General features: G+C 59.9%; 20 protein-coding genes and 1 pseudogene. 7 read left to right on the top strand and 14 right to left on the bottom strand.

Annotated features, from left to right (window positions below; all coding sequences use genetic code 11):
- Window positions 1–27 precede the first annotated feature (27 nt).
- Both ACLIBF_RS14735 and ACLIBF_RS14740 read left to right on the top strand, forming a co-directional pair.
- Window positions 28–1,383 (top strand): formimidoylglutamate deiminase, encoded by a 1,356-nt coding sequence (locus ACLIBF_RS14735; RefSeq protein ID WP_279809406.1) that lies wholly within the window; start codon window positions 28–30, stop codon window positions 1,381–1,383.
- The gene (locus ACLIBF_RS14740; RefSeq protein WP_046288431.1) at window positions 1,380–1,922 is read left to right on the top strand and encodes a HutD/Ves family protein; all 543 of its coding nucleotides are present in this window, start codon (window positions 1,380–1,382) and stop codon (window positions 1,920–1,922) included. The genes ACLIBF_RS14735 and ACLIBF_RS14740 overlap by 4 nt, the downstream gene beginning before the upstream one ends.
- On the opposite strand, the gene hutC is transcribed toward ACLIBF_RS14740, so the two are convergent.
- On the bottom strand, window positions 1,906–2,661 hold the full coding sequence (hutC, locus tag ACLIBF_RS14745; protein ID WP_031378058.1) for a histidine utilization repressor: 756 nt from the start codon (window positions 2,659–2,661) through the stop codon (window positions 1,906–1,908). The two genes, ACLIBF_RS14740 and hutC, sit on opposite strands and share 17 nt — an antisense overlap.
- 306 nt (window positions 2,662–2,967) lie before the next feature.
- On the opposite strand from hutC, the gene hutH reads away from it, so the two are divergent.
- From hutH to ACLIBF_RS14760, 3 genes are all read left to right on the top strand, one after another.
- The gene (gene hutH / locus ACLIBF_RS14750; protein ID WP_046288432.1) at window positions 2,968–4,527 is read left to right on the top strand and encodes a histidine ammonia-lyase; all 1,560 of its coding nucleotides are present in this window, start codon (window positions 2,968–2,970) and stop codon (window positions 4,525–4,527) included.
- Between the two features lie 10 nt (window positions 4,528–4,537).
- Window positions 4,538–6,226 carry a urocanate hydratase gene (gene hutU / locus ACLIBF_RS14755; RefSeq protein WP_069728072.1) on the top strand — a complete coding sequence of 563 codons (1,689 nt, stop codon included), beginning with the start codon at window positions 4,538–4,540 and terminating at the stop codon, window positions 6,224–6,226.
- Between the two features lie 191 nt (window positions 6,227–6,417).
- Window positions 6,418–7,575, top strand: coding sequence for a M20 aminoacylase family protein (locus ACLIBF_RS14760; RefSeq protein ID WP_031378060.1), 1,158 nt, complete (start codon window positions 6,418–6,420; stop codon window positions 7,573–7,575).
- Between the two features lies 1 nt (window position 7,576).
- Here ACLIBF_RS14760 and ybiB read toward each other — a convergent pair whose 3' ends face one another.
- From ybiB to ACLIBF_RS14780, 4 genes and pseudogenes are all read right to left on the bottom strand, one after another.
- Window positions 7,577–8,545, bottom strand: a complete 969-nt coding sequence (gene ybiB / locus ACLIBF_RS14765) for a DNA-binding protein YbiB (RefSeq protein ID WP_046288433.1) — start codon at window positions 8,543–8,545, stop codon at window positions 7,577–7,579.
- A 29-nt stretch (window positions 8,546–8,574) separates the two neighbouring features.
- A complete protein-coding gene (dinG, locus tag ACLIBF_RS14770) occupies window positions 8,575–10,743 on the bottom strand; it encodes an ATP-dependent DNA helicase DinG (protein ID WP_089561186.1) in 2,169 nt (722 codons plus the stop codon).
- 141 nt (window positions 10,744–10,884) lie between these two features.
- Window positions 10,885–11,402, bottom strand: a pseudogene (locus tag ACLIBF_RS14775) (GNAT family N-acetyltransferase).
- Entirely contained in the window at window positions 11,399–11,962 is a 564-nt protein-coding gene (locus ACLIBF_RS14780) for an XRE family transcriptional regulator (RefSeq protein WP_031377401.1), read from the bottom strand. The pseudogene ACLIBF_RS14775 and the gene ACLIBF_RS14780 overlap by 4 nt, the downstream one beginning before the upstream one ends.
- 150 nt (window positions 11,963–12,112) lie before the next feature.
- On the opposite strand from ACLIBF_RS14780, the gene ACLIBF_RS14785 reads away from it, so the two are divergent.
- A complete protein-coding gene (locus ACLIBF_RS14785) occupies window positions 12,113–12,847 on the top strand; it encodes a MerR family transcriptional regulator (RefSeq protein ID WP_031377402.1) in 735 nt (244 codons plus the stop codon).
- Between the two features lie 173 nt (window positions 12,848–13,020).
- On the opposite strand, the gene ACLIBF_RS14790 is transcribed toward ACLIBF_RS14785, so the two are convergent.
- Genes ACLIBF_RS14790 through osmF form a run of 4 tightly spaced genes read right to left on the bottom strand, consistent with a single transcriptional unit; the run spans window position 13,021 to window position 16,770 of the window.
- A complete protein-coding gene (locus ACLIBF_RS14790; protein WP_069728069.1) occupies window positions 13,021–13,752 on the bottom strand; it encodes an ABC transporter permease in 732 nt (243 codons plus the stop codon).
- Window positions 13,740–14,687 (bottom strand): ABC transporter ATP-binding protein, encoded by a 948-nt coding sequence (locus ACLIBF_RS14795; RefSeq protein WP_279809408.1) that lies wholly within the window; start codon window positions 14,685–14,687, stop codon window positions 13,740–13,742. The genes ACLIBF_RS14790 and ACLIBF_RS14795 overlap by 13 nt, the downstream gene beginning before the upstream one ends.
- A complete protein-coding gene (locus ACLIBF_RS14800; protein ID WP_279809409.1) occupies window positions 14,680–15,855 on the bottom strand; it encodes an ABC transporter permease in 1,176 nt (391 codons plus the stop codon). The genes ACLIBF_RS14795 and ACLIBF_RS14800 overlap by 8 nt, the downstream gene beginning before the upstream one ends.
- A 3-nt stretch (window positions 15,856–15,858) precedes the next feature.
- On the bottom strand, window positions 15,859–16,770 hold the full coding sequence (gene osmF / locus ACLIBF_RS14805) for a glycine betaine ABC transporter substrate-binding protein OsmF (RefSeq protein WP_046288436.1): 912 nt from the start codon (window positions 16,768–16,770) through the stop codon (window positions 15,859–15,861).
- 354 nt (window positions 16,771–17,124) lie between these two features.
- On the opposite strand from osmF, the gene ACLIBF_RS14810 reads away from it, so the two are divergent.
- Window positions 17,125–18,600, top strand: coding sequence for an MFS transporter (locus tag ACLIBF_RS14810; RefSeq protein WP_069728066.1), 1,476 nt, complete (start codon window positions 17,125–17,127; stop codon window positions 18,598–18,600).
- Between the two features lie 197 nt (window positions 18,601–18,797).
- On the opposite strand, the gene idi is transcribed toward ACLIBF_RS14810, so the two are convergent.
- The 5 genes from idi to bglX form a co-directional block, all read right to left on the bottom strand.
- The gene (gene idi / locus ACLIBF_RS14815; RefSeq protein ID WP_031377405.1) at window positions 18,798–19,325 is read right to left on the bottom strand and encodes an isopentenyl-diphosphate Delta-isomerase; all 528 of its coding nucleotides are present in this window, start codon (window positions 19,323–19,325) and stop codon (window positions 18,798–18,800) included.
- 148 nt (window positions 19,326–19,473) lie between these two features.
- Window positions 19,474–21,369: a methyl-accepting chemotaxis protein gene (locus ACLIBF_RS14820; RefSeq protein WP_279809410.1), complete on the bottom strand. Its 1,896-nt coding sequence runs from the start codon at window positions 21,367–21,369 to the stop codon at window positions 19,474–19,476.
- Between the two features lie 177 nt (window positions 21,370–21,546).
- A complete protein-coding gene (locus tag ACLIBF_RS14825) occupies window positions 21,547–22,656 on the bottom strand; it encodes a suppressor of fused domain protein (protein WP_448310036.1) in 1,110 nt (369 codons plus the stop codon).
- A 215-nt stretch (window positions 22,657–22,871) separates the two neighbouring features.
- The gene (locus ACLIBF_RS14830) at window positions 22,872–23,747 is read right to left on the bottom strand and encodes an oxygenase MpaB family protein (RefSeq protein ID WP_031377407.1); all 876 of its coding nucleotides are present in this window, start codon (window positions 23,745–23,747) and stop codon (window positions 22,872–22,874) included.
- 81 nt (window positions 23,748–23,828) lie between these two features.
- Entirely contained in the window at window positions 23,829–26,126 is a 2,298-nt protein-coding gene (bglX, locus tag ACLIBF_RS14835; protein ID WP_448310038.1) for a beta-glucosidase BglX, read from the bottom strand.
- Window positions 26,127–26,169: the final 43 nt, after the last annotated feature.

The following is a 26,169-nucleotide window of genomic DNA, read 5'->3' on the forward strand; positions in this document are numbered from 1 at the left end:
TACAACCACATCCGTTGAGGATCAACCATGGCGACTTTTTTTGCCCCGCGCGCAATGCTGGCTGAAGGCTGGCGACAACAGGTTCGTATCTCGGTCAATCCGGCCGGTTTTATCGAGGCTATTACGCCCGACAGCGATGCCGGAGAAGCGATCCGGCTGGATGGCGAGGTGATCCCGGCGATCGCCAATCTGCATTCGCACGCTTTTCAGCGCGCCATGGCAGGTCTGGCCGAAGTCGCAGGCGATCCGCAGGACAGTTTCTGGACCTGGCGCGATCTGATGTACCGGATGGTGCAGCGCCTGACGCCGGAACAGGTTGGCGATATTGCCGCCCTGCTCTACATCGAGATGTTGAAAGGCGGCTACAGCCAGGTGGCGGAATTTCACTATCTGCATCACGATCCTGACGGCATGCCCTACCCCGACGACGCGATGCTGCAACAGCTGATCCGCGCGGCCGAAGTGGCGGGTATTGGGCAGACTCTGCTGCCGGTGCTCTACAGCTACAGCGGGTTTGGTGCACAGCCGCCGACAACCGGGCAGAAACGCTTTATTCAGCAAACCGATCGCTATCTGCAGCAGCAGTCCCGCCTGCATCAGTTGCAACGCAACCGGCCGCTACTGAATGCGGGTCTCTGTTTTCATTCGCTGCGCGCGGTGAGTGAAAGCCAGATGCAGCAGGTGCTGGCGGCCAGTGACCCGACTCTGCCGGTGCATATTCACGTCGCGGAACAGCAAAAAGAGGTCAATGACTCGCTGGCGTGGAGCGGAGAGCGGCCGGTGTCGTGGCTGCTGAATCGCTTTGCGGTCGATAGCCGCTGGTGCCTGATTCACGCCACCCATCTCGATCAGAATGAGCTGTCGCGCCTCGCCGCCAGTGGTGCGGTGGCCGGGTTATGTCCGACCACCGAGGCCAATCTGGGCGACGGCATTTTTCCGGCGGTGGAGTATATCGCGCAGGGCGGACGCTGGGGCATTGGCTCCGACAGCCACGTTTCGCTGAGTATTAACGAAGAATTACGCTGGCTGGAGTATGCCCAGCGGCTGCGCGACCAGCGCCGCAATCGCATCACTCTGCCGGACCAGCCTTCGGTCGGCGATCTGCTGTGGCAGCAGGCCGCGGCAGGCGGCGCTCAGGCGTGCGGCATTCAGCAGGGTTCGCTGGCAGTGGGACAGCGGGCCGACTGGCTGGTGCTGCGCGACGAGGCGTGGCTCGGCAGTGTCGATCAGCGTTCGGTGCTGAATCGCTGGCTGTTCGCCGGTCAGCGCGATCAGATCCGTGACGTCTACGTCGCCGGCAATGCGGTGATCAAAGAGGGCTATCATCCGGCGCAGGCTGCCTGTGCGGCCCGGTTCAGCCAGGCGATGGCGGCACTGCGATGATTACCCGATTTGCTTATGCTGACTTAGCGGTCAGTCGCTGGCGTAACGGCGGCGGAGAGACCCGCGAGCTGATCGGTTATCCGCCCGGCGCGGCATCGTTTGAATGGCGCGCCAGCATCGCGACGCTGGCGCAGGATGGGCCGTTCTCCGCCTTTCCCGGCATTGATCGCATCATCACCCTGCTGCACGGTGACGCGGTCATACTGACCGGCCCCGGCGTGCAGCACCGCTTAACGCCGTTGCAGCCCTGGGCGTTTGCCGGTGAACTGGCGTTAGATGCCCGGCTGGAGGGAGGGATCAGTGAGGATTTTAATATCATGACCCGACGCGGGAAGTGGCAGGCAACGGTTGAGGTGGTGACCGATGCGGTCAGCAGCCCGCATGGCGTCGCCTGGGTGCTGGCGGGCCAATGGCAACTGGCGGACGGCGAGCGGCTGGAAGTGCAGCACGGGATCGGCTGGGCAGACCAGCTTACCGGGCTGCGCCCAATCGGAGCGGATGCCCGGCTGCTGCTGACCCGGCTTAGCCGTGTCCCTTAAACCGGCCCAGCAGTTTATAGCGTGAGCCGGGATAGAGCAGGCGCGCATAGGTAACGATTTTGTTGTCGCTCCAGGTCTGACGGCGGATCAGCAGACAAGGCTCATGTTCCTCCAGCGCCAGATGTTTACGCTGGCGCGCGTCGGGCAGCACCGCTTCAACAATGTGCTCGCCCGCGGTCAGCGGCGCGACCCGCATCAGATAGGTATAAGGCGTCTGGCTGTGGTAATCCTGGGTCAGATAATCGGGCGCGACCAGCGGATTAACCAGCCGATCCTCCAGCTGCACCGGCAGCTCATTTTCATAATGCACAATCAGCGAATGGTAGAGCGTCTGCCCGGTGGAGAGTCCCAGCACCGCCGCCTGCTCAGGATCGGCTTTATTCTGGCCGATGGCGAGAATTTTGCAGCTATGCTGATGCCCGCGCTGGGCGATCTCGTCGGCGATGTTATGCACCTCCAGCATCGCGGTGTAGCCTTTCATCTCGGCGACAAAAGTGCCGACGCCCTGCATCCGCACCAGAAACCCTTCGCTGGTCAGCTCACGCAGCGCCCGGTTAATCGTCATCCGGCTGACGCCCAGCTCATTCACCAGTTCACTTTCTGAGGGCACTCGCTGGTTAGCCTTCCAACGTCCCTCCCGAATCTGGCTGACAATTGCCTGCTTCACACGCTGATAAATCGGCGCGGGTTCATCGCTCATGGCCGCAGCCAGTTGTGCCAGTGCCGTATGCTCGACCATTTGCTGTTCCTTATCCTGATAATGCCTCAAGTTTACTGTCTCGCTGCGTGAATGTATATACATCCGTCACCGCCGGTTGCGCCTCATCAGTGCAGGCGACGCATCGGGCTGGTGCAGGCGCTGCGTCACAGTTTGCCGGTAACCCATGGCTGGCGGGTGATGCATTTTTGTGATCGGTCTGGCACGGCCCTTGCTACTTGTATAGACAAGAATAGACACTTATGCTTCACTCGCATTATCCCGCTGGATCAGGGCAATGAACATCCCTTAGCCACGCCAGCACACTTGTATAGACAGGAGTAGAGTATGTCAGGATCGTCGCAGCGATTACACCTGGTGCCAGGCGAGGTGGATCTCGCCACATTACGCGCTATCTATCAGGGTAACGTCACCCTTAGCCTTGATCACCAGGCGCGCCAGGCCATTGCAGACGCGCAGCAAACCGTCGAGGCGATTGTCGCCTCCGGCAAGGTGGTGTACGGCATTAACACCGGTTTCGGCAAACTGGCGCAGACGCAAATCCCGGCCGGCCGACTGGCCGATCTGCAGCGTAATCTGGTGCTGTCGCACAGCGTCGGCCTCGGCGAACTGCTGCCGGACAACGTGACCCGTCTGGTGGTCGCCACCAAAATTATCAGCCTGGCGCGCGGCCACTCCGGCGTGCGTATCGAACTGGTCGAGGCGCTGCTGGCGCTGTTTAACGCCGGCGTTATGCCCTGCATCCCGGAAAAAGGCTCGGTGGGCGCTTCCGGCGATCTGGCACCGCTGGCCCATATGTCGCTGATGCTGCTGGGTGAAGGTCAGGTGCGGCTCAACGGCGCGCTGATCCCGGCGACGGAAGGCCTGGCATCGGTAGGGCTGTCGCCGTTTGTGCTCGGCCCGAAAGAGGGCCTGGCGCTGCTCAACGGCACTCAGGTCTCGACCGCGCTGGCGCTGCGTGGCCTGTTTGAAGCTGAAAACCTGTTTGCCGCCGGACTGATGGCCGGTGCGCTGTCGCTGGAAGCGATCAAAGGCTCGCTGAAGCCGTACGACGCCCGCATTCATCAGGCGCGCGGTCAGCAGGGGCAGATTGCCGTGGCCGCCGCGGTCAGCGCCCTGATTGAAGGCAGTGAAATCCTCACCTCCCATGCCCACTGCGGCCGGGTGCAGGACCCCTACTCGATTCGCTGCGTACCGCAGGTGATGGGCGCCTGTCTCGATAACCTGTGCCACGCGGCGCGAATATTGCAGATTGAAGCCAACGCCGCCTCCGATAACCCGCTGGTGTTCAGCGACAGCGGCGATGTGATCTCCGGCGGTAACTTCCATGCTGAGCCGGTGGCCTTTGCCGCAGATATCCTGGCGCTGGCGATTGCTGAAGTCGGGGCGATATCTGAACGTCGCCTGGCACTGCTGCTGGATACCGGCTTATCCGGTCTGCCACCGTTCCTGGTGCGTGACGGCGGGGTGAACTCCGGCTTTATGATCGCCCAGGTCACTGCGGCGGCGCTGGCCTCCGAGAACAAATCACTGGCACATCCCGGCAGCGTAGACAGCCTGCCGACCTCCGCTAATCAGGAAGATCACGTGTCGATGGCGACCTACGCTGCCCGCCGCCTCGGCAGCATGTGTTTCAACAGCGCAGCGGTCGTTGGCATCGAAGCGATGGCAGCGGCGCAGGGCATTGAATTTAACCGACCGCTGAAAAGCTCGCCAACACTCGAGCAGGCGATTGACCTCATCCGCCAGCGGGTGGCCTTCCTGGAAGAGGATCGCCTGCTGGCACCCGATATCGACGCGATGCGTCAGTGGGCAAGTCGCGCTGACTGGCCTCAGGCTCTGACCGCGCTGCTGCCCAGCCTGCGCGCCCTCTCTTCTGCTGAATAAGGAATCTGTAATGAGCGAAACCCTGTCTCAGGCCGTGGCACGCGAGATTCGTGCTCCGCATGGCACCACCCTGCACTGCGCCAACTGGCTGATTGAAGCCGCTTACCGGATGATCCAGAACAACCTCGATCCTGACGTTGCCGAGCGGCCGGAAGATCTGGTGGTTTACGGCGGCATTGGCAAAGCGGCGCGTAACTGGGAATGCTTCGAGCAGATCCTGCGCTCACTCAGGGCGTTACAGCCTGATGAGACGCTGCTAATCCAGAGCGGCAAGCCGGTCGGGGTGTTCCGTACCCACGCCGACGCGCCCCGCGTGCTGCTGGCAAACTCCAATCTGGTGCCGCACTGGGCCACCTGGGATCACTTCCATGAGCTGGATAAGGCGGGCCTGATGATGTACGGCCAGATGACCGCCGGTTCGTGGATCTACATTGGCGCGCAGGGCATCGTCCAGGGCACCTATGAAACCTTCGTCGAAGCGGGACGTCAGCACTACAACAACGATCTGAGCGGACGCTGGATACTGACTGCCGGTCTGGGCGGGATGGGTGGTGCACAACCGCTGGCTGGCGTGCTGGCAGGTGCCTGCGTGCTGGCCATTGAGTGCCAGGAGTCGCGCATCGATTTTCGTCTGCGTACCCGCTACGTCGATCATAAAGCCACCTCGCTGGATGAGGCTCTGGCGCTGATTAACGAGGCAACCGCGGCGAAAAAAGCCATTTCGGTCGGGCTGCTGGGCAATGCCGCCGAGATCCTGCCGGAGCTGGTCAAACGTGCCAGAGCGGGCGGACCGAAACCGGACATCGTCACCGATCAGACCTCGGCCCACGATCCGATCAACGGCTATCTGCCGATTGGCTGGGATCTGGCGCGCTGGCAGCAGGAGAAGGTGTCACAGCCTAAAGCGGTAGAGAAAGCGGCGCGCGCCTCGATGGCAGTTCACGTGCAGGCGATGCTCGACTTCTGTTATATGGGCATTCCGACCGTCGACTACGGCAACAACATCCGTCAGGTGGCGCTGGATGAAGGGGTCGCCAACGCATTCGACTTCCCGGGCTTTGTCCCGGCCTACATCCGTCCCCTGTTCTGTGAGGGCAAAGGACCGTTCCGCTGGGTGGCGCTGTCGGGCGATCCGGAAGATATCTACAAAACCGACGCCAAATTAAAGCAGCTGTTTCCGCAGCATAAAACCCTGCATCGCTGGCTCGACATGGCACAGGAGCGCATCGCCTTCCAGGGATTGCCGGCCCGCATCTGCTGGCTCGGCCTCGGCGAACGTCATCTCGCTGGCCTGGCTTTCAACGAAATGGTGCGCAATGGCGAACTGAAAGCGCCGGTGGTGATTGGCCGCGATCATCTCGACTGCGGCTCGGTCGCTTCACCAAACCGTGAAACAGAAGCGATGAAAGATGGCTCGGATGCGGTGTCAGACTGGCCGTTGCTCAATGCGCTGCTTAACACCGCTGGCGGTGCGACCTGGGTCAGCCTGCATCACGGCGGCGGCGTGGGAATGGGCTTCTCACAGCACGCGGGGGTGGTGATTGTCTGCGACGGCAGCAAAGAGGCGGATGCGCGACTGGGTCGGGTATTGTGGAACGATCCGGCGACCGGCGTAATGCGCCACGCCGATGCTGGTTATCAACAGGCGCAGGCCTGTGCAGAGCAACACGGCCTGAATCTGCCGATGCTGCAGAAGTAACCTACCGTCGGGGTCAGCGCCAGGCTGGCCCCGCTTTTACCCGCTTCGCCCCGCCTCGTTGGCCACCGTTACTTATTAGTTATTCCATTTTGATTTAGCCTATAGCCAGATTTCGCCCTAACGGCAATAGACGCCGCGCGTCCCGACCACTAAAGTGAAATCTTCTCATTCTGTCAGGAGCACGTTTCTGCATGACCCTTTCCCCCGCCCTGCTTGAAGATGCCCTGCACTGGCGTCGCCAGCTCCATCGCCAGCCTGAATTAGGCTACCAGGAGCATCACACCAGTGATCTTATCGCCCGCGAACTTGAGCTGACCGGATTACAGGTGTTTCGTGGTCTGGCAGGTACCGCAGTGATTGGCACGCTGGAGAATGGTCCCGGCCCGGTTATCGGGCTGCGTGCCGACATGGATGCGCTGCCGATCACCGAAAAAGGTGAGGTCGAGTGGCGATCTGCGACGCCGGGCGTGATGCACGCCTGCGGTCACGATGGTCACAGTGCCATTCTGCTGGCCGCTGCCCGTCAGCTGGCGGCGACACGCCAGTTCAGCGGCACGGTGCACTTTATTTTTCAGCCCGCCGAGGAGAATCTGGGCGGTGCGCGCAAAATGGTTGAAGAGGGATTGTTCCAGCGATTCCCGATGGATGCGGTTTACGCCATGCATAACTGGCCGGGCCTGCCGCTCGGGTCGCTGGCGGTTAATCCCGGTGCGATGATGGCCTCGCTTGATTCGTTTGAAATCACCCTGCACGGCAAGAGTTGCCACGCGGCGATGCCGGAAAGCGGTGCCGATCCGATGGTGGTCGCGGCTGAGCTGATCCTGGCGCTACAGACCATTCCGTCACGCCGTCTGTCACCGCTTTCGTCTGCGGTGGTCAGCGTGACGCAGATCCACGGTGGTGAGGCGATCAACGTCATCCCGGAACAGATTGTGTTGCGCGGCACGGTACGCTGCCTGCAACCGGCAGTGCGCGATAAAGTGCGGGCACTGATCGATGAGTTTGTGGCGACCCTGCCCCGACCGTTTGGGGTGAGCGGCGAAACCAGCTGGCTACCCGGTTATCCGGTGACGGCCAACCATGCCGCGCCGGCAGAGCAGGTTCGCGCGGTGGCGCTGGCGACACTGGGAGAAGAGAATGTTCACTGGCAGGTCAATCCTTCGATGGCATCAGAAGATTTTGCCTGCATGATGGAAGCCTGTCCGGGAGCTTACTTCTGGCTCGGCGCCGACGGTGAAGAGCCTTCGGCGCCGCTGCACAATGCCCGCTATGATTTTAATGATGCGTTACTGCCGATCGGTATCCGCTTCTGGCAGAACCTGGTTGAACAGGCACTGCCGATCGCCTGAATCAGTAACCGGCGGCGCGCAGCCGCTGGTCGGCGGTCGCCAGCGAGTCGCATTCACCGCTGGCACGCAGGCAGCAGGCCAGCTGCAGCCGCAGCGCCTGCGGTACCGGTCGCTGCTGGTTAATCACCTGCTCAATCCAGGCTGCGGTGACCGCCGCTGATTTATCTGCCGGCAGCTCAACCTGGACCTCGGGCTGACGCTCAACCCACACTTCCGCCTCCGATCCCGCGCCGTGGATCACGCTGATCGCCGGACAACGTTGCGGATTAGCATAGACCTCGCCCTCGGTGCCATTCAGCAGCAGCGCAGGCGCATCAATATCGCTGAAGAATTTCGCCACCCGCGGCACATATTCCGGATGCGACACGCTCGACAGCCGCAACGCCTCGCGTTCGCCAAACGGCGTCGCCAGTTTTGCCAGCGTATGCGCACTGTTCCGCACCCCCATCCGCCAGCGCAGCGACAGCTGTTTCGCCATCGGCGGGCAGAGGTGATCGACGGTAATAAACACCAGCTCACCCGCGTCCAGCCGGGCCTGAGCCTGCTCAGCGGTGGTCACCGGCTGCACGCCCAGCGCGTCAAATACCGCTTCACTGGTGATGCGCGTCGCATCGTCGCTGACGCCGTGCACCAGCACCGGGAAACCGAGCCGGTTCAGCAACAGCGCCAGTAACGGCGTCAGGTTGCCCTGGCGGCGCGCGCCGTTATAGCTCGGGATTACCATCGGCATCGGCCGGTTGGCCGGGGCGTTCAGCTTCATCATCTGCGCCTGCATCGCCTGATAGAAGCCGCGCATTTCAGCTTCGCCTTCGCCCTTGATACGCAGCGCAATCAGGATGCCGCCCAGTTCCAGATCCGGCACCTGGCCAGCCAGCATCGCGCTGTAGAGGGCTTCGGCGGTGTCGAAATCGATGTCGCGGGCATGATTTTTTCCGCGGCCGATCTCTTTAATAATTTTATTCAGTTCCATCACTCGCTTCCGGTTAAGTGCGCGACGGCTTAGCGCCGCGTCGGACGTCGTTTACGCACGGTACGTGTGGCCACCGGGGCGGCCGGTATGGCGTCCGGCTCTGGGGTATCGGGTTGCTCAATCGGGAAGATCGGCAACGCCGCCAGCAGTCGGCTACCGTACGCTTTGCTCAGCAGACGGCGATCGTATATCACGATTTCACCGTAACACTGATGGCTGCGAATCAGGCGTCCGACCTGTTGAATCAGGGTAAACGAGGCGCTGGGTAAACTCTGCACCTCAAACGGATAACGCTTCAGGCTCTTCAGCCATTCGCCTTCGGTCAAAATTACCGGACTGTCTACCGGCGGAAAAGCAATTTTATGAATATGCACCTGACTCAGCAGATCGCCTTTTAAATCCAGCCCTTCAGCGAACGATTGCAGGCCAATCAGAATGCTGGTTTCGCCTTTGCTCACCCGCTGACGATGCAGATCGACCAGTCGGCTGCGCGGCTGATCGCCCTGCACCAGCATCGACAGTCGTAAATCGGGCAGGCAGGCGACAAACTGCTGCATCGCCCGGTTACTGGCGAACAGCACCAGCACCCCTTTGTGCTGCTTCAGCTTCATCTGCTGCCGGAAGAAGCCCGCCATCTCGGCGATGTGCTCCGCTTCGTGGGTCATCAGGGGTTCATAGCGCATTTGCGGGATCACCAGCTTGCCCTGCTCAACATGGTTGAACGGGGAATCGAGCGCCACAAAGCGGTCACCGGCTTTCTCGTTGAGACCGGACATCTCCTGCAGGCGGTTAAAACTGTTAAGCGAGCGCAGCGTGGCGGAGGTGACCACCACATGCGGAATCTTACGCCACAGCATCTTTTCCAGCTGATCGCTGACGCGAATCCCGGCGCAGTGGAACAGCAGGTGCGCCTGACCTTCGCGCAGTTCGCGGGTGATCCATTTCGACACCGGCGCGCCGGAAGCTTTTTCCATCGCCGCCAGTCGCCACAGCTTACTGACCGATTCAAACCAGCCGAACTGGCGGTTCAGCTGCAGCAGATTGCGGTGCAAGCGCACCACATCAACTTTGCCGGTCTGCTCGCTCAGGGCATTGATCAGGCCTTCGCTCAGGCCACGCAGCGCGTCGCTGAGTTTGAACAGCCGGGCGCAAAGGTCCAGCAGCTCCTGCGGTAACGCCCCGAGCACAAAGCGGTATTCGCCCGGCTGATTGTGCGGTGGCAACAGGGGATTGAGCGCCTGGCTGGTGATGGTCAGCAGCTCGCGCAGCTCCTCGCAGTGTGCTTTCAGCCGCTCCGGATTGGCCAGCGGCGGCGGGGATTTAGGCCGCATCTGGGTCATGATGCTGTCCACCAGCTTGATAAACAGATCCAGCTGCAGGCTGCTCCAGCCTGGGGTGATATCAGCGCTCATCTCCAGCGCATCGCGCGCCACTTCCGGCAGATGATGGCCTTCATCCAGCACCAGCATCAGGTTTTTAGCCGGCGGCAATACCGACTCATTCTCCATCGCCGCCATCACCAGCGCATGGTTGGCCACCACCACATCGACCTGCTCTATTTCACGCCGCGCCACGAAAAACGGGCATTCACGATACCAGCGACAGTGGGCGCCGAGGCAGCTGGCTTTATCGGTTGAGAGCCGCTGCCACAGGCTATCGCTGACGTTTTCCTCGCTGTGATCGCGTAGTCCGTCCCACTGATAGCGATCCAGCGCTTTCTGCAACCGGCCGCACTGCGTCTGCTCCTCTTTGGTGCTGCTGATGGCATCATCATCCAGATAGAGCAGCAGATCGCCCTGCTGATCGTCATCAGCCGCCAGCGCCGCCAGGTTGCGCGGACAGACGTAGCGCCCGCGACCAAAGGCGGCGGTAAAGGTGAGATCGGGGATGATTTTCTTCAGCAGCGGCAGATCTTTGGTGAAGATTTGATCCTGCAACGCCACGTTCGCGGTGCTGATCACCAGACGTTTTTCCTGGGCGCGGCTGGTCGCGATGCCGGGGATCAGATAAGAGAGGGTTTTGCCGACGCCGGTTGGCGCTTCGACCGCCAGATGGCGCGCATCATCGCCCGCCAGGCATTTTGCCACTTCAGCAATCATCTGCCGCTGGGCGGCGCGCGGGATAAAATCGGGCACCTGCTGCTGCAGCGCTTTATACCACTGCGCTATCTGGCTTTTTACTGCTGCTGTCAGGGCCATTTTGTTTGTTACCACACCGTAAAAATTGCCTGTATTTTTACACAGTATGCTGGCGGCGTCAGCTTTCAGGACAATTTTTTTCGTCTGCGGTTCCACAAGCGGCCACGGATGCCGCCCGGGGCTGGCGGCAGCCGGGACCGGCTAGCCCAGCAGTTTAAACATATAGGTCGTGGCATCCAGCTCACCGGTGGTGGATTCGGCGTAGAACGGAATAGAGCCGGCGACCTGCCAGTCGAGCGAGCGATAGAGATCGCTGGGGACATCACCGCTGCGCGTGTCCAGCACCAGCAGCGTTTTACCCTGCAGTCGCGCCTGCTGTTCCGCCTGCAGCATCAGCTGGCGGGCAATGCCCTGGCGGCGCGCCTGCGGATGCACCAGCAGTTTAGTGATCTCCGCCCGATGGCGGCCGTTGGGCATTGAGCTGCGGTTGATCATCACCGTCGCCACCACGCTGCCGTGCTGACGCGCCACCCACAATTCGGCATCGCCACTCGCCAGGCTGTAAATGCGATCCTGCCAGAAACGGCCAATCGCCTGATGGTCGGCGGCTCAATAAATCCGACGCTGGCCCCGTCTGCTACGCAGGCCTGCAACACCTCACACAGTTCGGGTAACGCCTGCTGTGCCTCGCTGGCACTGAGCACCTGATAATTAATCATGGTTTTGCCACCACCAGTAAATAGTGCGCGCCCTCGGTCAGGTGCGCTTCAAAGGCCGATTTTCCCGTCAGATGAAAGCGTAAACAGTCACCGGGACGTAAGCTCCAGCGTTGAGCTGCCATGCTGACGGTCAGGCCGCCTTCACGCAGCCAGATATGCTGTTCCATACCGTGAATCGGCGGCGCGTCGTAATCGATACGCGCGCCGGGGCGTAATTTGCCCTCCACCAATTCGCATCTAAAATGAGTAACAGGCGGTGACACATTTCGGCGGTGAAAGCCACTGGCCTCATCACTCCATACCGGCTGCTGGTCATACGGGATCAGCAGCTTTGCATCTTCCTCCACCTCACTCAGCAGGCGCGACATGGTTAATCCGTACGCCACGCACAGACGATTAAGCAGTGCGGCGGTAGGGCTGGTCTCGCTGCGCTCAATACGTGATAATGACGCACGGCTGATACCCGTTGCGATTGAAAGCTCATCCAGCGACCAGCCGCGTTGCAAGCGTAATTCCGCCAGCCGCGCAGCCAGGCGCTGTTCTGTATTCAGGTCCGGCATAGCATCTTCTCATAATTAGGAATAATTTCTCTTATATGAGATATAGCTGAGAAAAGGCGCAGCGGTCAAGTTGTACACTCAAAAATGTATTGTACAACTTAGTTTGCTTCGTTATGGTAATTCCACTCAGATCAGTCTAAAGAGGAATTTATGACCCTATACAGTATCGGTGACGTCGCCGAGCGCTGTGGCATAAACCCAGTGACCTTGCGCGCCTGGCAAAGACGTTATGGCTTACTGAAGCCGCAGCGTACCGAAGGTGGGCATCGTCAGTTTGATGAAGAAGATGTTCAGCGCATTGAAGAGATCATGCGCTGGATTGAAAGCGGCGTGCCGGTAGGTAAAGTCAAAGCGCTGCTGGAAGGCGGTGATGTTGATGCGCACGACGGCTGGACCACCCTGCAGGATGAACTCATCAGCGTGTTACGCCACGTCAGACCCTCCAAGCTGCGTAACAAGATCGCGGCCATCGGTCGTGAACATCCGATCGACGCATTGATCGATCACGTCTTTATGCCGGTGCGCCAGAAGCTCAGCCTCGACCAGAATACCGCCCGCACCATGTGCAGCCTGCTGGATGGCCTGCTGATTGATTATGTGGCGTTCTGCCTGACCGGCAGCCGCAAAAAAGCGGGCAAAGACGCGCTGATTATCGGCTGGGGCATTGAGGATCGTACCCGTATCTGGCTGGAAGGCTGGCGTCTGTCGCAACATGGCTGGCGCATCGATGTGCTGGCTGAGCCGCTCGACGTGCCGCGTCCGGAACTGTTTCCCGGCATGAATATGTTTGTATTTACCGGTAAAAAACTGACCCGTCGTCAGCAGGATCAACTGTCACACTGGCAGGAACAGGGTTACGCCGTGCGGTTGCACGAAACACCCTGATGACAAAAACGCACGCTGGGCACTTTGCCTGCTGCCTTGCGCGCGCTATCATTCCCGCCTCATATTCACGCGCTCAGGTTTTCCCATGAACTGGAAAAAAACATTCTTCGCTACGCTGTTTTTCATAATGGCGGCTGGCGGTACCAGCGGTCTGATGCTGGTCGGTTATTCACTCATCGTTCACTCACGCTGAGCCAGCGTTGCAGGCGCTCGAACAGGCGATCGCTGACAATCGCCAGCAGCGCCACCAGTAACGCCCCCTGAATCACATACGCCGTGTTAAACCCGCTTAAGCCGATGATCACCGGTGAACCGAGGCTTTTTGCCCCGACCGTTGAGGCGATAGCGGCGGTGCCAATGTTGATGATCACCGAGGTGCGGATCCCGGCGATAATCACCGGGGCGGCCAGCGCCAGCTCAATCTGCCACAGACGCTGCCATGCACTCATCCCGACCCCTTTGGCAATCTCCCGGCTGCTGGCGGGTACGCTGTCGAGACCGGCCAGCGTGCCCTGCAAGATCGGCAGCAAACCGTAGAGCAGCAGCGCCACCACGGCAGGCCAGGCACCAAATCCCATCACCGGCACCGCAATCGCTAATACCGCCACCGGCGGAATGGTTTGTCCGGCCGCCACCAGCGTTTCCATCAGCGGCCGGAACGCCCGACCGGCGCGCCGGGTCACTATCACCCCGCTGCCGACGCCGATAACCATTGCCAGCAGGCTGGCGGTGATGACCAGAAACAGGTGCGCCAGCGTCAGTTGCCAGAAGGTCTCCTGCTGATAAAGCGGCCGCGCCAGCTCGGGAAACCAGCGATGGAACAGCGGCCCGCTGTAGGGCATCAGCGTCAGCAGCGCGCCATACAGCAGCACCAGCCAGAGCAGCGGATCGGTCAGCCGGCGCATGCGGTCTCCTCACGCAGCGTCAGCAAATCATGAAAATAGAGCACGCCCAGCGGCTGCTGCTGTTCATCAATCACCGGCAGTTTGTCGGTTCGCCGGGTAATAAACTGCGACAGCGCTTCGCGTAGCGTCAGCCCGGCGGCAATCGGTTCGCCCGCCAGCCATTCACCGCGCCGCACGGCGTTGCCGACCTGTCCAAGCGACAGCAGGCGCACGCCCATTTCGCTGCGGCCAAAGAAATCACGTACAAACTCATTTTTCGGCTGGGTCAGCAGCTCAACCGGTTTACCCTGCTGGACGATCCCGCCGTTATCCATCAGCACGATGCGGTCGGCCAGCGTCAGCGCCTCATCGATGTCATGGGTTACCAGCACAATGGTGCGTCCCGACAGCCGGTGAATACGCAGCATCTCCTGTTGCAGCGCGCCACGGGTCACCGGGTCGAGCGCGCCAAACGGTTCATCCATCAGCAACACCTCCGGATCGGCCGCCAGCGCACGCGCCACGCCAACCCGCTGCTGCTGTCCGCCGGAAAGCTGATGCGGATAACGGTTCAGCAGCTGCACATCGAGGTTGAGCAGCGTCAGCAGCGCCTCTATCCGCTGCGTGACCTGCGGTTTTGACCAGCCGAGCAGCGCCGGCACCGTGGCGATATTTTTTTCTACCGTCCAGTGAGGAAACAGGCCGATCGACTGAATGGCATAGCCCATCCGCCGCCGCAGCGCGCGGGCATCAAGCTGACGAATCGACTCGCCGGCGAAACGGATCTCGCCGCTGTCGAACTCAACCAGCCGGTTAATCATCTTCAGGGTGGTCGACTTACCGGAACCGGAGGTGCCCAGCAGCACGCAGAACTCCCCTTCCGCCACCGTCAATGAGAGATCGCTGACCGCCGCTTTGCCGTTAAAAGCGCGCGAGACGCCGTTAAATTCAATCATCTTTTTTCTCCAGCAGTGAGATCAGCAGGCGGAACAGCGCATCTACGGTGACCGCCAGCGCAATCACCGGAATCACTCCGAGCAGCACCAGATCCAGCGCGCTGCTCAGCAGGCCCTGGAAAATAATCGCGCCAAAGCCGCCGGCACCAATCAGCGCCGCGACCACTGCCATGCCCAGAGTTTGTACCACCACCACCCGCAGACCCGCCAGCCATACCGGTAAGGCCAGCGGCACATCAACCGCGAAAAACTGTTGCCGGCCGCTCATCCCGACGCCGCGCGCGCTTTCACGCACCTCCTGCGGCACCTGTTGCAGACCGGCCACCACGCTGCGCACCAGCGGCAGTAAGGCGTAAAGCACCAGCGCAATCAGCGCCGGAGCCATGCCGATGCCACTGATACCCCAGGCACCCAGCCACGGAAAACGCTGTGCCAGGCCCGCCAGCGGTGCAATCAGCAGGCCAAACAGCGCCACCGAAGGCACTGTCTGAATCACATTCAATACGCCAAATACCCCGCTCTGCCAGCGTGGCTGTCGGAACAGCAGAATGCCCAGCGGCAGCGCGATGATCAGCGCTGGCAGCACGGTGCCGGTCAGCAACGTCAGATGGCGCACCAGCGCGGCGTCAAATACCGCCTGGCGATTGGCATATTCTTTCAGCAGGGAGAGATCGTTAAGCTGGCCGCTGAACAGCAGCAACAGCGGCAGCAGCCACACCTGCAGGTTAAGCAGCAGCTGTGCCAGCCGGTGACGGGTCAGCTGCCGCACCGTGTCGGTGATCAGCAACAGCAGCAGCGCCCCGCTGCACCACAGGCCGCTGGCAAAGCTGGTGCGAGCCAGTCGGCTACCGTGCTGGCTAAGCAGCGTCGCCTGATTGCCGCTCAGCCAGATCATCGCCGCCAGCAGCAGTTCGGCCGACAACAGCGCCAGGCTGAGGCTGACGCGCGACGGCGGACACCACAGCAGCAGCCATAATACCGCCAGCGGCGGCAGCACTACTGCCGACTGGCTGATCTGCCAGCCCATCAGCGGCGCGCCTGCCACCAGCCGGTTCGGCGCGAAGGTCAGAAAAGGCAGCGCCACCATCGCCAGGCTCAGCAGTGCCAGCAGCAGCAGTGCGACCGGCTGCTGACCGGGACGTCGTATCGCTTCCCGCGATATCTGCATCAGTTACAGCAGCTTCTGCTGTTGCAGCCACTCTTTCGCCACGCTGCTGGCGTCCTGGCCGTCCACCGCAATTCTGGCGTTCAGCTGCTGCAGCGTTTTCTCGTCCAGCGCGCTGAATACCGGTTTCAGCCAGTCGCCAATCTGCGGATAGGCTTTCAACACCGATTCACGGATCACCGGCGTCGGGGCGTAGATTGGCTGCACGCCTTTTGGATCGGTCAGCGTCTGTAATCCCAGCGCCGCCACTGGGCCGTCGGTGCCGTAGGCCATCGCCGCGTTAACGCCTGAAGTTTGCTGCGCCGCCGCGCTGATGGTAACGGCAGTATCACCGCCGGCCAGCGACAGCAGCTGATCCTGCTTAAGATCGAAACCGTAGGCTTTTTCAAAGGCCGGCAGCGCATCACTGCGTTCGATAAATTCTGCCGAGGCCGCCAGCTTGAAAGTGCCGCCCTTTTTCAGCCAGGCACTGAGGTCGGCCAGCGAGGTCAGCTGATTTTTCTCTGCCAGATCTTTACGCACCGCAATGGTCCAGGTGTTGTTGGCTGGCGCAGGCGTCAGCCACACCAGGTGATTTTTGTCGGCATCCAGTTTTTTGACTTTTTCGTAGCCCTGACGGGCATTTTTCCAGGCACTGTCTTTTTCGTCATTAAAGAAAAAAGCGCCGTTGCCGGTATATTCCGGGTAGATATCCAGTTCCCCGGCGGTGATAGCGCCGCGCACCACCTGAGTGGTACCCAACTGAATTTTATTGACGGTTTTGACGCCATGCTTCTCCAGCACCTGCAAAATCACGTTACCCAGCAGTGAACCTTCAGTATCAATTTTTGAACCGACCCGCACCGGATCGGCAGCGTGTGCGATGCCCAGACTGAGCAGCAACGCGCTCATTCCAATCCAACCCCGAACTTTGACCATGACCTGTTCCTTATCGCGTGTTATTGCCTGTTGTTATGACCTGTTGTTTTGATCTGTTGTTATCGATTCTTTTCACCCCGGTGATTCAGGTTCGCGCATCGCGGTGCCCAGCGCTGATCCGGTGATCCGGTGCAGCGGCAGCGCCGCAATGAATGCCGTCGCCTGACGCAGAGCGGTTTGGTTATCTGCCTTAAAAGCGTAGCCTGGCTGTGCCGGCTCGTAGATGACTTTATCGCAAATTAATAACGATTTGAGACTAAAAACTTATTATTCATAACTGAATTGAATTTACGTCTGGGCGTCTAAACGGCTATTCTCGATGGCCTGTTTTTATAATAAAAGACTCACAACATCATGACCGACCTGATCTCTTCAGCCCATGTGGCCACAACAGGGAGTGCGCCGAGCGGCGAAACGCAGTGGATCCGCAGCGCGGCGGATGTCTCCCGCCTGGTGAACAGCGGCGACAGCGCCCGTAACAACGCGCGCATTGTGGTCGCTATCGCGCTCGGTGGGGTATTTCTCGACGCCTACGATCTCGGCGCGCTGGCGTTTGGTATCAAAGACGTGGCGCGCGAATTTAATCTGACCCCGACCGGCACCGGGATGATCGCCTCGTCCATCACCTTCGGGGCGATCATCGGCGCGCTGATCGGCGGCTACCTGACCGATAAAATTGGCCGTTATCGGGTTTTCATGGCCGATATGTTTTTTTTCGTGGTGGCGGCAATCGCCTGTGCGTTTGCGCCAAACGAATATGTGTTAGGCGGAGCGCGTTTCGTGATGGGGCTCGGCGTCGGCATCGATCTGCCGGTGGCGATGGCCTTCCTGGCAGAGTTTTCGAAGCTGCGCGGTAAAGGCAATAAAGCGGCCAGCGTGGCGATGTGGTGCCCGACCTGGTACGCAGCGATCAGCATCTCCTATCTGCTGGTGCTGCTGCTCTACGCGGTGTTGCCGGAAAGCCATACCGACTGGCTCTGGCGGCTGATCCTTGGCTTTGGCGCGGTACCGGCCATCATCATCATCGCCATTCGCAGTCGTTACATGAGCGAGTCGCCGGTGTGGGCCGCTAATCAGGGCGATCTGCAGGCGGCCGCCTCAATCTTACGCAGCGCGTGGAATATCAACGCCCAGGTGGCACCGGATGCGGCGCTGACGCCCGCCCGACCGGCGCGACCAGCCAGCTGGCGTAACTACGGCGCGCTGTTGCAGGGTGTCTATCGACGCCGCACCGTGCTGGCGACCATCACCTCCATCGCCTCCTCGTTTGCCTATAACGCCGTGGCGTTTGGCCTGCCGGTGATTATCTCCAGCTTCTTTGCCCAGTCGATGCTGACCACCATTCTGGTGTCGCTGGCGCTGAATCTGCTGTTTGCGTTTGTCGGCGGCGTTCTGGCGGTACGGCTGGTGCCGCGTCTCGGAGCATGGAAGATGTCGGTGGCCGGTTATGCCTGTCAGTGCGTGGCACTGCTCGGACTGGCGCTGATTGGACGCCCGGACGGCGGTCAGGAAGCGGCCCTGGCGATTGGTATGCTGGCGCTGTTCCTGTTTGGTCAGGGCTTCGGTCCCGGCTCGCATACCATGACTTTTGCCTCACTCAGCTATCCGACCTCGCTGCGTGGCGTGGGGGTTGGCTTTAACCAGACGCTGATGCGTGGCAGTTCGACCCTGTCGCTGTTCCTGTTTCCGGTGCTGGTCGCGGCGCTGGGGACCGGGGTGTTCTGGGTCATTTTTCTGGCCCCGCTGGCGGGCCTGCTGGCCTTACTGGCGATCCGCTGGGAACCGTCAGGTTATGATGTGGATGCCGAGGATTTTGAGCTGCCGCGTTGATCCTGAATAGCTTCTCAGGATGTAGCGTTAACGGCTGCGGAAGATAAAGCGAGGGGAGCGTACGTCGCTAGCAAAGCAGCGCGAGCCGTGCATGGCCCGTGCTGAGCCTGCCTGAAACAGCGATTTTGCGAAGGAGGTATGCTGCCTGAGCCAACGCGTTATCGACGACCCGAACCGCACCTTAGCGTGCGGTTTTTTTATGCCGGAAACGCGTCGAGATGGGCCGGAATGCGCGGAAAAGTATGCAAAAACCACGGCGTGAACTGCTGCGGCTGCTGGCGCATCTGTTGTTCAATGGTCGCCAGTGAACGGTAATCAAAAGCGTCAGCCTCCTGCGGATTAAGCTGTGGCAGGCGATCACAAACCGCAAAGAAGACGTGACCATATTCGTGTTCGGTCAGGCCATTACTCAGCGGCAGGTTGTAGCTCAGCTCAAACATCGGCGTCAGGCTGACCTCCATTCCCATCTCTTCGCGCAGACGCCGTTCAGCGGCATCCTGGGTTGATTCATGGGGATAAGGATGACCGCAGCAGGTGTTACTCCACAAACCACCACAGTGATATTTATCGCTGGCGCGCCGCTGTAACAGCAGCTCCTGCCGGGAATTGAAGACGTAGACCGTCACCGCGCGGTGCAGTAATCCTTTTTCATGCACTTCCAGCTTTTCCATTTTGCCGGTGGGACGATCGAGGTGGTCAACGAGGATAACTTCAATAGCAGACATGGCGTTTCCTTGAGATTATTCCCAACTATTCTGGCACAAGATTGCCAGTTTGGGCGGTCACAACGCGGAATTTTTAACAGCAGCCAGTCTGGGATAGGCGGATGAGGCGGGAAGAAAATCAGGCCAGCAAGGCTGGCCTGAGGAGGGATTACAATCTGAAGCTCTGCACCACCCGTTCCAGCTGAGTGCTTTGTACTTCCATCGCCTGTGCCGCAGCCGATACCTGCTCCACCAGCACGGCGTTCTGCTGAGTGGTGCCGTCAAGCTGGGTGATCGCGACGTTAACCTGCTCAATCCCCATGCTCTGTTCGCGGCTGGCCGACATGATTTCGCTCATCAGTGTGGTGACGCTGCTGACGCCCTGCATCAGCTCATCCATGGTTTGTCCCGCCTGTTCCACCAGCGCGCTACCGGCATCAATGTTCGACACCGACTCTTCGATCAATTTTTTGATCTCACGCGCTGAATTAGCCGAGCGCTGTGCCAGGTTACGCACTTCCGACGCCACCACGGCAAACCCGCGCCCTTGCTCACCGGCCCGCGCCGCTTCCACCGCGGCGTTAAGCGCCAGGATATTGGTCTGGAAGGCGATGCTGTCGATCACGCTGATGATATCGACCACTTTACGCGAGGAGTGATGGATCTCGCCCATGGTGGTCACTACCTGACGTACCACTTCCGTCCCGCGCGCCGCCACCTGTGACGCATCGCCGGCCAGCTGGTTAGCGTGCGTGGCGTTGTCAGCATTCTGGCGCACCGTGCCGGTCAGCTGCTCCATCGAGGCCGCAGTTTCGACAATCGAACTGGCCTGATCTTCAGTACGTGACGAGAGGTTGGCGTTGCCGCTGGCAATCTCACGCGAGGCGGCGGTAATCGCCAGCGCGCTGTCGCCGACCTGCTGCATCAGCCCCTGCAGGTAGCTGATAAACTGGTTGAAGCTTTGCGCCACCGCGTTAAATTCCGGGCTGTTGCTGGCTGGCAGACGTTGAGTCAGATCCGCACCGCCGGTCGACAGGGCTTCGATATTGCTGTTGAGCACGCTGAGGCGTTTCATCATGGCACGCACAAAACCGAGCAGCACCAGCAGCAGGATCACCGCCAGCGGGATCTGCACCAGGCCCAGACGGGTCAGCATATTGTGAGACTGCGCTTTCAGCAGGCTGGTCGGCAGGCTACTGGCGAGATACCACGGGCTGCCCGGGATCGCCTGCACTAACAGCGTCTGCTCACCGTCGTTGCTGTCAAAGGTGGTCTCCAGCGGCTGATTACCGATGCCACTCAGCAGCAATTTCAGCGGCGCGGCCATCGGCAACGGCACGTCGGCCAGGTTTTCCAGTTTCGGTGCCGCGTTCACCAGCGCACCGTTACCGACCACTTTGCCGTCTGCTTCTACGATCAGCACGTTACCGTGAATCGCCTCGCCCATCTGTTTTGCCAGCTGGTTAAAGAAGCCGAGCGTGACGTCAATGGTCGCAACGCCCCAGACGGTCCCGTCGCGATAGATCGCCATGGCGCAGTTGGTGCGCGGCTGCGGACTGGCTGCATCCTGGTAAGCTTTGGCCCAGGCGCACTGCCCTTTCTCTGCTGCCATGCCATCTTTGTACCAGGACTGCTCCCAGTATTTGTCAGCCGCATCGGAGTTCCAGTAGGTGTTGACCTGCAGTTCGTTGCTGGCGTTGCGGGCAAAGAAGCTGCTGTTTTTCTCTTTTGCCGGATCGCGACGATTCGGCAGTGGCCAGATGCCGCCGCCAAACACGTTACTGTCCTGATACTGGTTCACCAGCGTCGGCAGTAAGGTGTCGATGGTGGCGCTATCCATCACAGACGCGGCCTCGGTGATAGCGCGCTGCTGCGCCTGAACCCGGTTCATCTGTTCAACGATGCCGGACGCCAGGGAATCAACCTGATAGCGAACCAGACGGCTTTCGCTGTCAATCAACTGTGGAGCGACAAACTGGTTAATCACCCAGACGGTGATCAACAGGAGTGCAACGAAGAAAGCGATGAGTGTTGCAGTGAAGCGGGACTGTGTTGTTTTTAACATCTTTGTTCCCCTGGACCTGGTGTGGCGCGATTGCCTTATCCGGGTTAACGGCGCGGCCCAGCGGAACTTGAGATGAGCAGGATCACAGATTTGAAAAATGGCTGATTAGCCTGAGAATTTAGTATTACGCCTGGCGACGTGTCGTCGCCAGGCGGCCGGAAGCGACCGGGTCGGGCACTACTCCGGCGAATCCACCACCTGCTGACGCGGCCGGAAGATATGGTTATTGCCGTCTGCCGTCAGCCGCTCGCGCAGCTGTTGTCCGCCGTGCTCATCAGCCTGGGCGAACTGGCGTTCCGCCTCGGTAATCGGGGTAGTCCACAGCAGCGTGGGTCGATCGCCGTCGCGCTTCGGAAGTTTGAACTGCGCGCTCTCGCTGGCCAGTTCACCCGCCAGTAAAAAGCTGTCAAAGCCGACCGGTGCCACTTCTGACGCCAGAGTGTGCCCTTCCCCCAGCCAGGTGAGGCGCGCCCACGGCAGATGCACAAACTCCGCCAGCGCGCTGGCCATCTGCACCGCATTGCCTTCAGTCATTACTTCACCGTCAACCGCCATGCCCAGTTCGATACGGCGATACTGCGGCGCCAGCTCATCAAACAGATAATCGACCTGCGGCATCGGCCGGATGCTCATGCCGAGCGTCAGGAAGTACCAGACGCCCTGGTGCCAGTGCTGGGAAATCGCCATCGGTGGCCAGCTGCCCTGATCGATGGCGTAATATTTCACCGACTCGCCAAAGCGGGCCTGATAGCAGGCCATTAAATCCTGCTGCACCTTATCCCACTCACTGCCGTCGTGCCATTCACGCCAGAACTGACGCTGCTGCTCGGCGCGGGCGTAATAATCATTGGTGGAAGCCGATCCGAGCGGCGCCGTCAGTCGGTTTTTTTTGATGCAGCCGGCAGAGAAGCTGACCTGCTTATCCTGATAAAGACTCCAGCCTGGGATCACCGCCAGCAACTGGCCGTAATACCACAAGGCCGCGCCATCATCACTCGGCTCCCACAGCACCTGCAGGCCAGCCGGATCGAGTTCCGGCTCGGCTTCCAGATTACGGCAATATTCGGCGCTGAGCAGCGGCGCTATGCCCTGCTCCATCGCTTCACGATCTTCCTGTGCCGGTGACGGCAGCAGATTACGTAACCAACAGCCGCGCACCGCGTACTGGCTGCGAAACAGATCGGTCGGCCAGATGTAAAAATAGGCGGTGCGCGCATCCTGCTCAACAATCGCGGTCAGGGTGCGTTGCTGATTGTGGACTTCAGCAATCAGGGATTTGTACGTCATAGTGCCTCGACAAAGCCTGGAGGAATCCATTTTCCCCGAGAATAGAGCAGGATCGTGACTGCCGCCATCTGAGACAAGGGTAATAGTCTCAAAGTGCGTCATCGAGTCGAGTATGGCGGAGTCAGATTCGGGCGGGAGGGGGGCGGCCGCAGAGGCGGATACGCTGCGTTTAGCCGGCTAAAAATGAAAGCGCACCGGCGCGAATCGGGCGGTCATCAGACCGGATGGCGGCCCATCCTGACCATCGCCCGATACCAGGCACCGCGCTGAATCGACCAGCGTAAACCGACGGCAATCGCCGCGATCTGCTGATCGATCACCGCCTGCTGCCAGCGGCCGATTTCACGACCCGACATCGCCTGCGCCCAGTCCGGCATCAGGCCAAAGCCTGACTTCAGCATCACTTTCATTACCGGTCTGGCCTGCCAGCTTGGGGCGGGCGCGTTCATCAGCAGGCGCGTCACTTCCGCCGTGCGCTGATCAAAACGCAGCTCCGAACGCATCTGTTGCAGGTAATCCGCAACATCGACGACACTTTTGGGTACCCGTTCCGCTCCCAGCGCTTCGGCAATCAGCGCGGCTTCCTGATAATAGCGATCCTGATCGGCGCGACTGAGGCGCGGATTTTTATAGCGCAGATGGGCAGCCAGAAAACGGCTGGTTTCCGCCACGTGTACCCAGGTCAGCAGATGTGGATCGCTGGCGGCATAAGGTTTGCCAGCGCTGTCGACGCCGCTGACTTTAAGGTGAATACGCTTCACCCGCTCAATCAGCGTATGTGCATCCTGGGTGTTACCAAAGGTGGTGACCGCAATGAACTGGCTGGTGCGCCGCAGGCGACCCATCATATCCTGACGAAAGTTAGAGTGATCCCAGACGCCAGCCAGCGCAGCCGGGTGCAGCATCTGTAGCAGCAGCGCACTGATGCCGCCGCACATCATTGAGGTAAAATCACCGTGTACCTGCCAGATGATGCTGTCCGGGCCAAACAGACCGGGATCGCCAGGCGGCTGAGAAATGTCGAATTCATTCAGCGACAGGCCGTTAAGACGAAACACCTGTTGCTGGATGCGGTCACGCAGATTAATCATGATGGCTCTGATAACAGAAAGAATGCGGCGCGCCGTAACGTCTGGCGCGCCGCATCTCCCTCAGGAAGCAAAGAGGGACGGTTATAAATAGTCGAACTGTGCGTGCTGGGTACGAACGGAATCCAGCCCGATCATCACATTGAATTTACCCGGTTCTGCCACCTGCTGCATCTGCTGGTTCCAGAACTTCAGCGCATCGACATCAATCTTAAAGGTCACGGTCTGCGACTCGCCCGCTTTCAGCATGATGCGCTTAAAGCCGCGCAGCTCCTGAACCGGCCGGCTGATGGAGGCAACCGGATCGTTCAGATACAGCTGCACCACCGTTGCACCGTCGCGCTTGCCGCTGTTGGTCACCGTGACGCTGGCTTCAATGCTGCCGTTACGCGGCATGGTCGGTGAGGATATTTTTACCGGCGACACGGTGAAAGTGGTATAGCTCAGGCCATAGCCAAATGGATAGAGTGGGCCGTTAGCCGCATCGTAATAGTGCGAGGTGTATTTGTTCGGCTTCTCCGGGTTATACGGACGGCCGGTCGGCAGATGGTTGTAGTAGATCGGAATCTGACCGACTGAACGCGGGAAGGAGACCGGCAGCTTGCCCGACGGATTGTAATCTCCGAACAGCACGTCAGCGATAGCATTGCCGCCTTCGGTGCCGCTGAACCAGGTTTCCAGCATCGCATCGGCCATCCGGTCTTCATTCACCAGCGCCAGCGGACGGCCATTCATCAGCACAATCACCAGCGGTTTGCCGGTAGCCTTCAGCGCGGCTAACAGCTTCTGCTGGCTGGCCGGGATCACCAGGTCGCTGCGGCTGGAGGCTTCATGCGCCATGCCCTGCGCTTCACCAACCGCCGCAACCACCACATCTGCCTGCTTCGCTTTGGCCACCGCATCATCAATCAGCTGCTGCGGCGAACGCGGATCGACCGACACCGCCTGCTCATACAGGTTGAGGAAATCCTGAATGCCTTTGCTATCGGTGATGTTGGCACCTTTTTCATACAGCAGCGTCGCTTTGCCGGCTGTGGCATTGCGCATTCCCTGCAGCAGCGAAATGGACTGCTTCGCTACTCCGGCCGCCGACCAACTGCCCATGATATCGCGCTGACTGTCCGCCAGCGGGCCAATCAGGGCAATGGTGCCCGACTTCTTCAGCGGCAAGGTCTCCAGCCGGTTTTTCAGCAGCACCATACTTTTGCGTGCGACATCGCGCGCTTCGGCCCGATGCAGGCGACTTTCGGCGTTGGTATCCTGCGGATCGCTCTCTTTCGGCCCCAGATGGCTGTACGGATCGTTAAACAGCCCCATGTCATATTTGACGTTGAGGACGTGACGCGCCGCATCGTCGATCTCCGCCATGCTGACCGCGCCGCTCTTCACCAGATCGGGCAGATATTTGCTGTAATATTCGTCGCTCATGCTCATATCGACGCCCGACTTCAGCGCAATACGCACCGCATCCTGTGGATCGCTGGCAACACCATGCTTAATCAGTTCTTTAATGGCACCGTGATCGCTGATGGTGATGCCTTTGAATTTCCACTTATCGCGCAGCAAATCTTTCAGCAGCCAGCTATCCGCCGTGGCCGGTACTCCATTGATTGAATTCAGCGCCACCATCACGCCGCCGCTGCCTGCATCCAGCGAGGCTTTATAGGGCGGCAGATAATCCTGGAACATCCGCTGCGGACTCATGTCGACTGTGTTGTAATCGCGTCCGCCTTCCACTGCGCCATACAGCGCGAAGTGTTTAACGCTGGTCATGATGTTATAGCGGTCAGCCGCGCTTTTGCCCTGCATCGACTGCACCATGCTGCGGCCCATTTCGCCGGTCAGGTAGGTATCTTCACCAAAGCCTTCTGAGCCACGGCCCCAGCGCGGTTCCCGGCTGACGTCCACCATCGGCGCCCAGGTCATGTTGAGGCCGTCGTCGGCGGCTTCATAGGCGGAAACCCGTCCCACCTCTTTTACCGCATCAAGATCCCAGCTGGCGGCCAGGCCGAGCGGGATCGGAAAAATAGTGCGCTGCCCGTGAACCACATCGTAGGCGAAGAACAGCGGAATTTTCAGCCGGCTGAGCTGCATCGCCTGATCCTGCATCGCGCGGATATCCTGACGGGTAACGGTATTGAAAATCGCGCCAACCTGACTTTTCTTGATCATCTCACGGATGACTTCTTTTGGATTATCAGGCCCGACGCTGATTAAACGCAGCTGGCCGATTTTCTCATCCAGCGTCATTTTGGTCAGCAGATCGTTGACGAACGCATCCCGCGCCTGTTCGGTCATCGGGTGGTTACCTGGCACTGTCTCAGCCAATGCCGGTTGCATCGCGAGGGAGACAGCGAGACTAACAGAGTAAATCCATTTCATCAGGGTGGGTTCTCTTAAGTAACTGCGCAATATCGAATAAACA

It is taken from the genome of Pantoea sp. PGP6, assembly GCF_053474785.1.

Bases quoted from the DNA above. Each gene is read 5' to 3' on its own strand.
- ACLIBF_RS14735 (WP_279809406.1), top strand. From the start codon at position 28: ATGGCGACTTTTTTTGCCCCGCGCGCAATGCTGGCTGAAGGCTGGCGA.
- ACLIBF_RS14740 (WP_046288431.1), top strand. From the start codon at position 1,380: ATGATTACCCGATTTGCTTATGCTGACTTAGCGGTCAGTCGCTGGCGT.
- hutC (WP_031378058.1), bottom strand. From the start codon at position 2,661: ATGGTCGAGCATACGGCACTGGCACAACTGGCTGCGGCCATGAGCGAT.
- hutH (WP_046288432.1), top strand. From the start codon at position 2,968: ATGTCAGGATCGTCGCAGCGATTACACCTGGTGCCAGGCGAGGTGGAT.
- hutU (WP_069728072.1), top strand. From the start codon at position 4,538: ATGAGCGAAACCCTGTCTCAGGCCGTGGCACGCGAGATTCGTGCTCCG.
- ACLIBF_RS14760 (WP_031378060.1), top strand. From the start codon at position 6,418: ATGACCCTTTCCCCCGCCCTGCTTGAAGATGCCCTGCACTGGCGTCGC.
- ybiB (WP_046288433.1), bottom strand. From the start codon at position 8,545: ATGGAACTGAATAAAATTATTAAAGAGATCGGCCGCGGAAAAAATCAT.
- dinG (WP_089561186.1), bottom strand. From the start codon at position 10,743: ATGGCCCTGACAGCAGCAGTAAAAAGCCAGATAGCGCAGTGGTATAAA.
- ACLIBF_RS14780 (WP_031377401.1), bottom strand. From the start codon at position 11,962: ATGCCGGACCTGAATACAGAACAGCGCCTGGCTGCGCGGCTGGCGGAA.
- ACLIBF_RS14785 (WP_031377402.1), top strand. From the start codon at position 12,113: ATGACCCTATACAGTATCGGTGACGTCGCCGAGCGCTGTGGCATAAAC.
- ACLIBF_RS14790 (WP_069728069.1), bottom strand. From the start codon at position 13,752: ATGCGCCGGCTGACCGATCCGCTGCTCTGGCTGGTGCTGCTGTATGGC.
- ACLIBF_RS14795 (WP_279809408.1), bottom strand. From the start codon at position 14,687: ATGATTGAATTTAACGGCGTCTCGCGCGCTTTTAACGGCAAAGCGGCG.
- ACLIBF_RS14800 (WP_279809409.1), bottom strand. From the start codon at position 15,855: ATGCAGATATCGCGGGAAGCGATACGACGTCCCGGTCAGCAGCCGGTC.
- osmF (WP_046288436.1), bottom strand. From the start codon at position 16,770: ATGGTCAAAGTTCGGGGTTGGATTGGAATGAGCGCGTTGCTGCTCAGT.
- ACLIBF_RS14810 (WP_069728066.1), top strand. From the start codon at position 17,125: ATGACCGACCTGATCTCTTCAGCCCATGTGGCCACAACAGGGAGTGCG.
- idi (WP_031377405.1), bottom strand. From the start codon at position 19,325: ATGTCTGCTATTGAAGTTATCCTCGTTGACCACCTCGATCGTCCCACC.
- ACLIBF_RS14820 (WP_279809410.1), bottom strand. From the start codon at position 21,369: ATGTTAAAAACAACACAGTCCCGCTTCACTGCAACACTCATCGCTTTC.
- ACLIBF_RS14825 (WP_448310036.1), bottom strand. From the start codon at position 22,656: ATGACGTACAAATCCCTGATTGCTGAAGTCCACAATCAGCAACGCACC.
- ACLIBF_RS14830 (WP_031377407.1), bottom strand. From the start codon at position 23,747: ATGATTAATCTGCGTGACCGCATCCAGCAACAGGTGTTTCGTCTTAAC.
- bglX (WP_448310038.1), bottom strand. From the start codon at position 26,126: ATGAAATGGATTTACTCTGTTAGTCTCGCTGTCTCCCTCGCGATGCAA.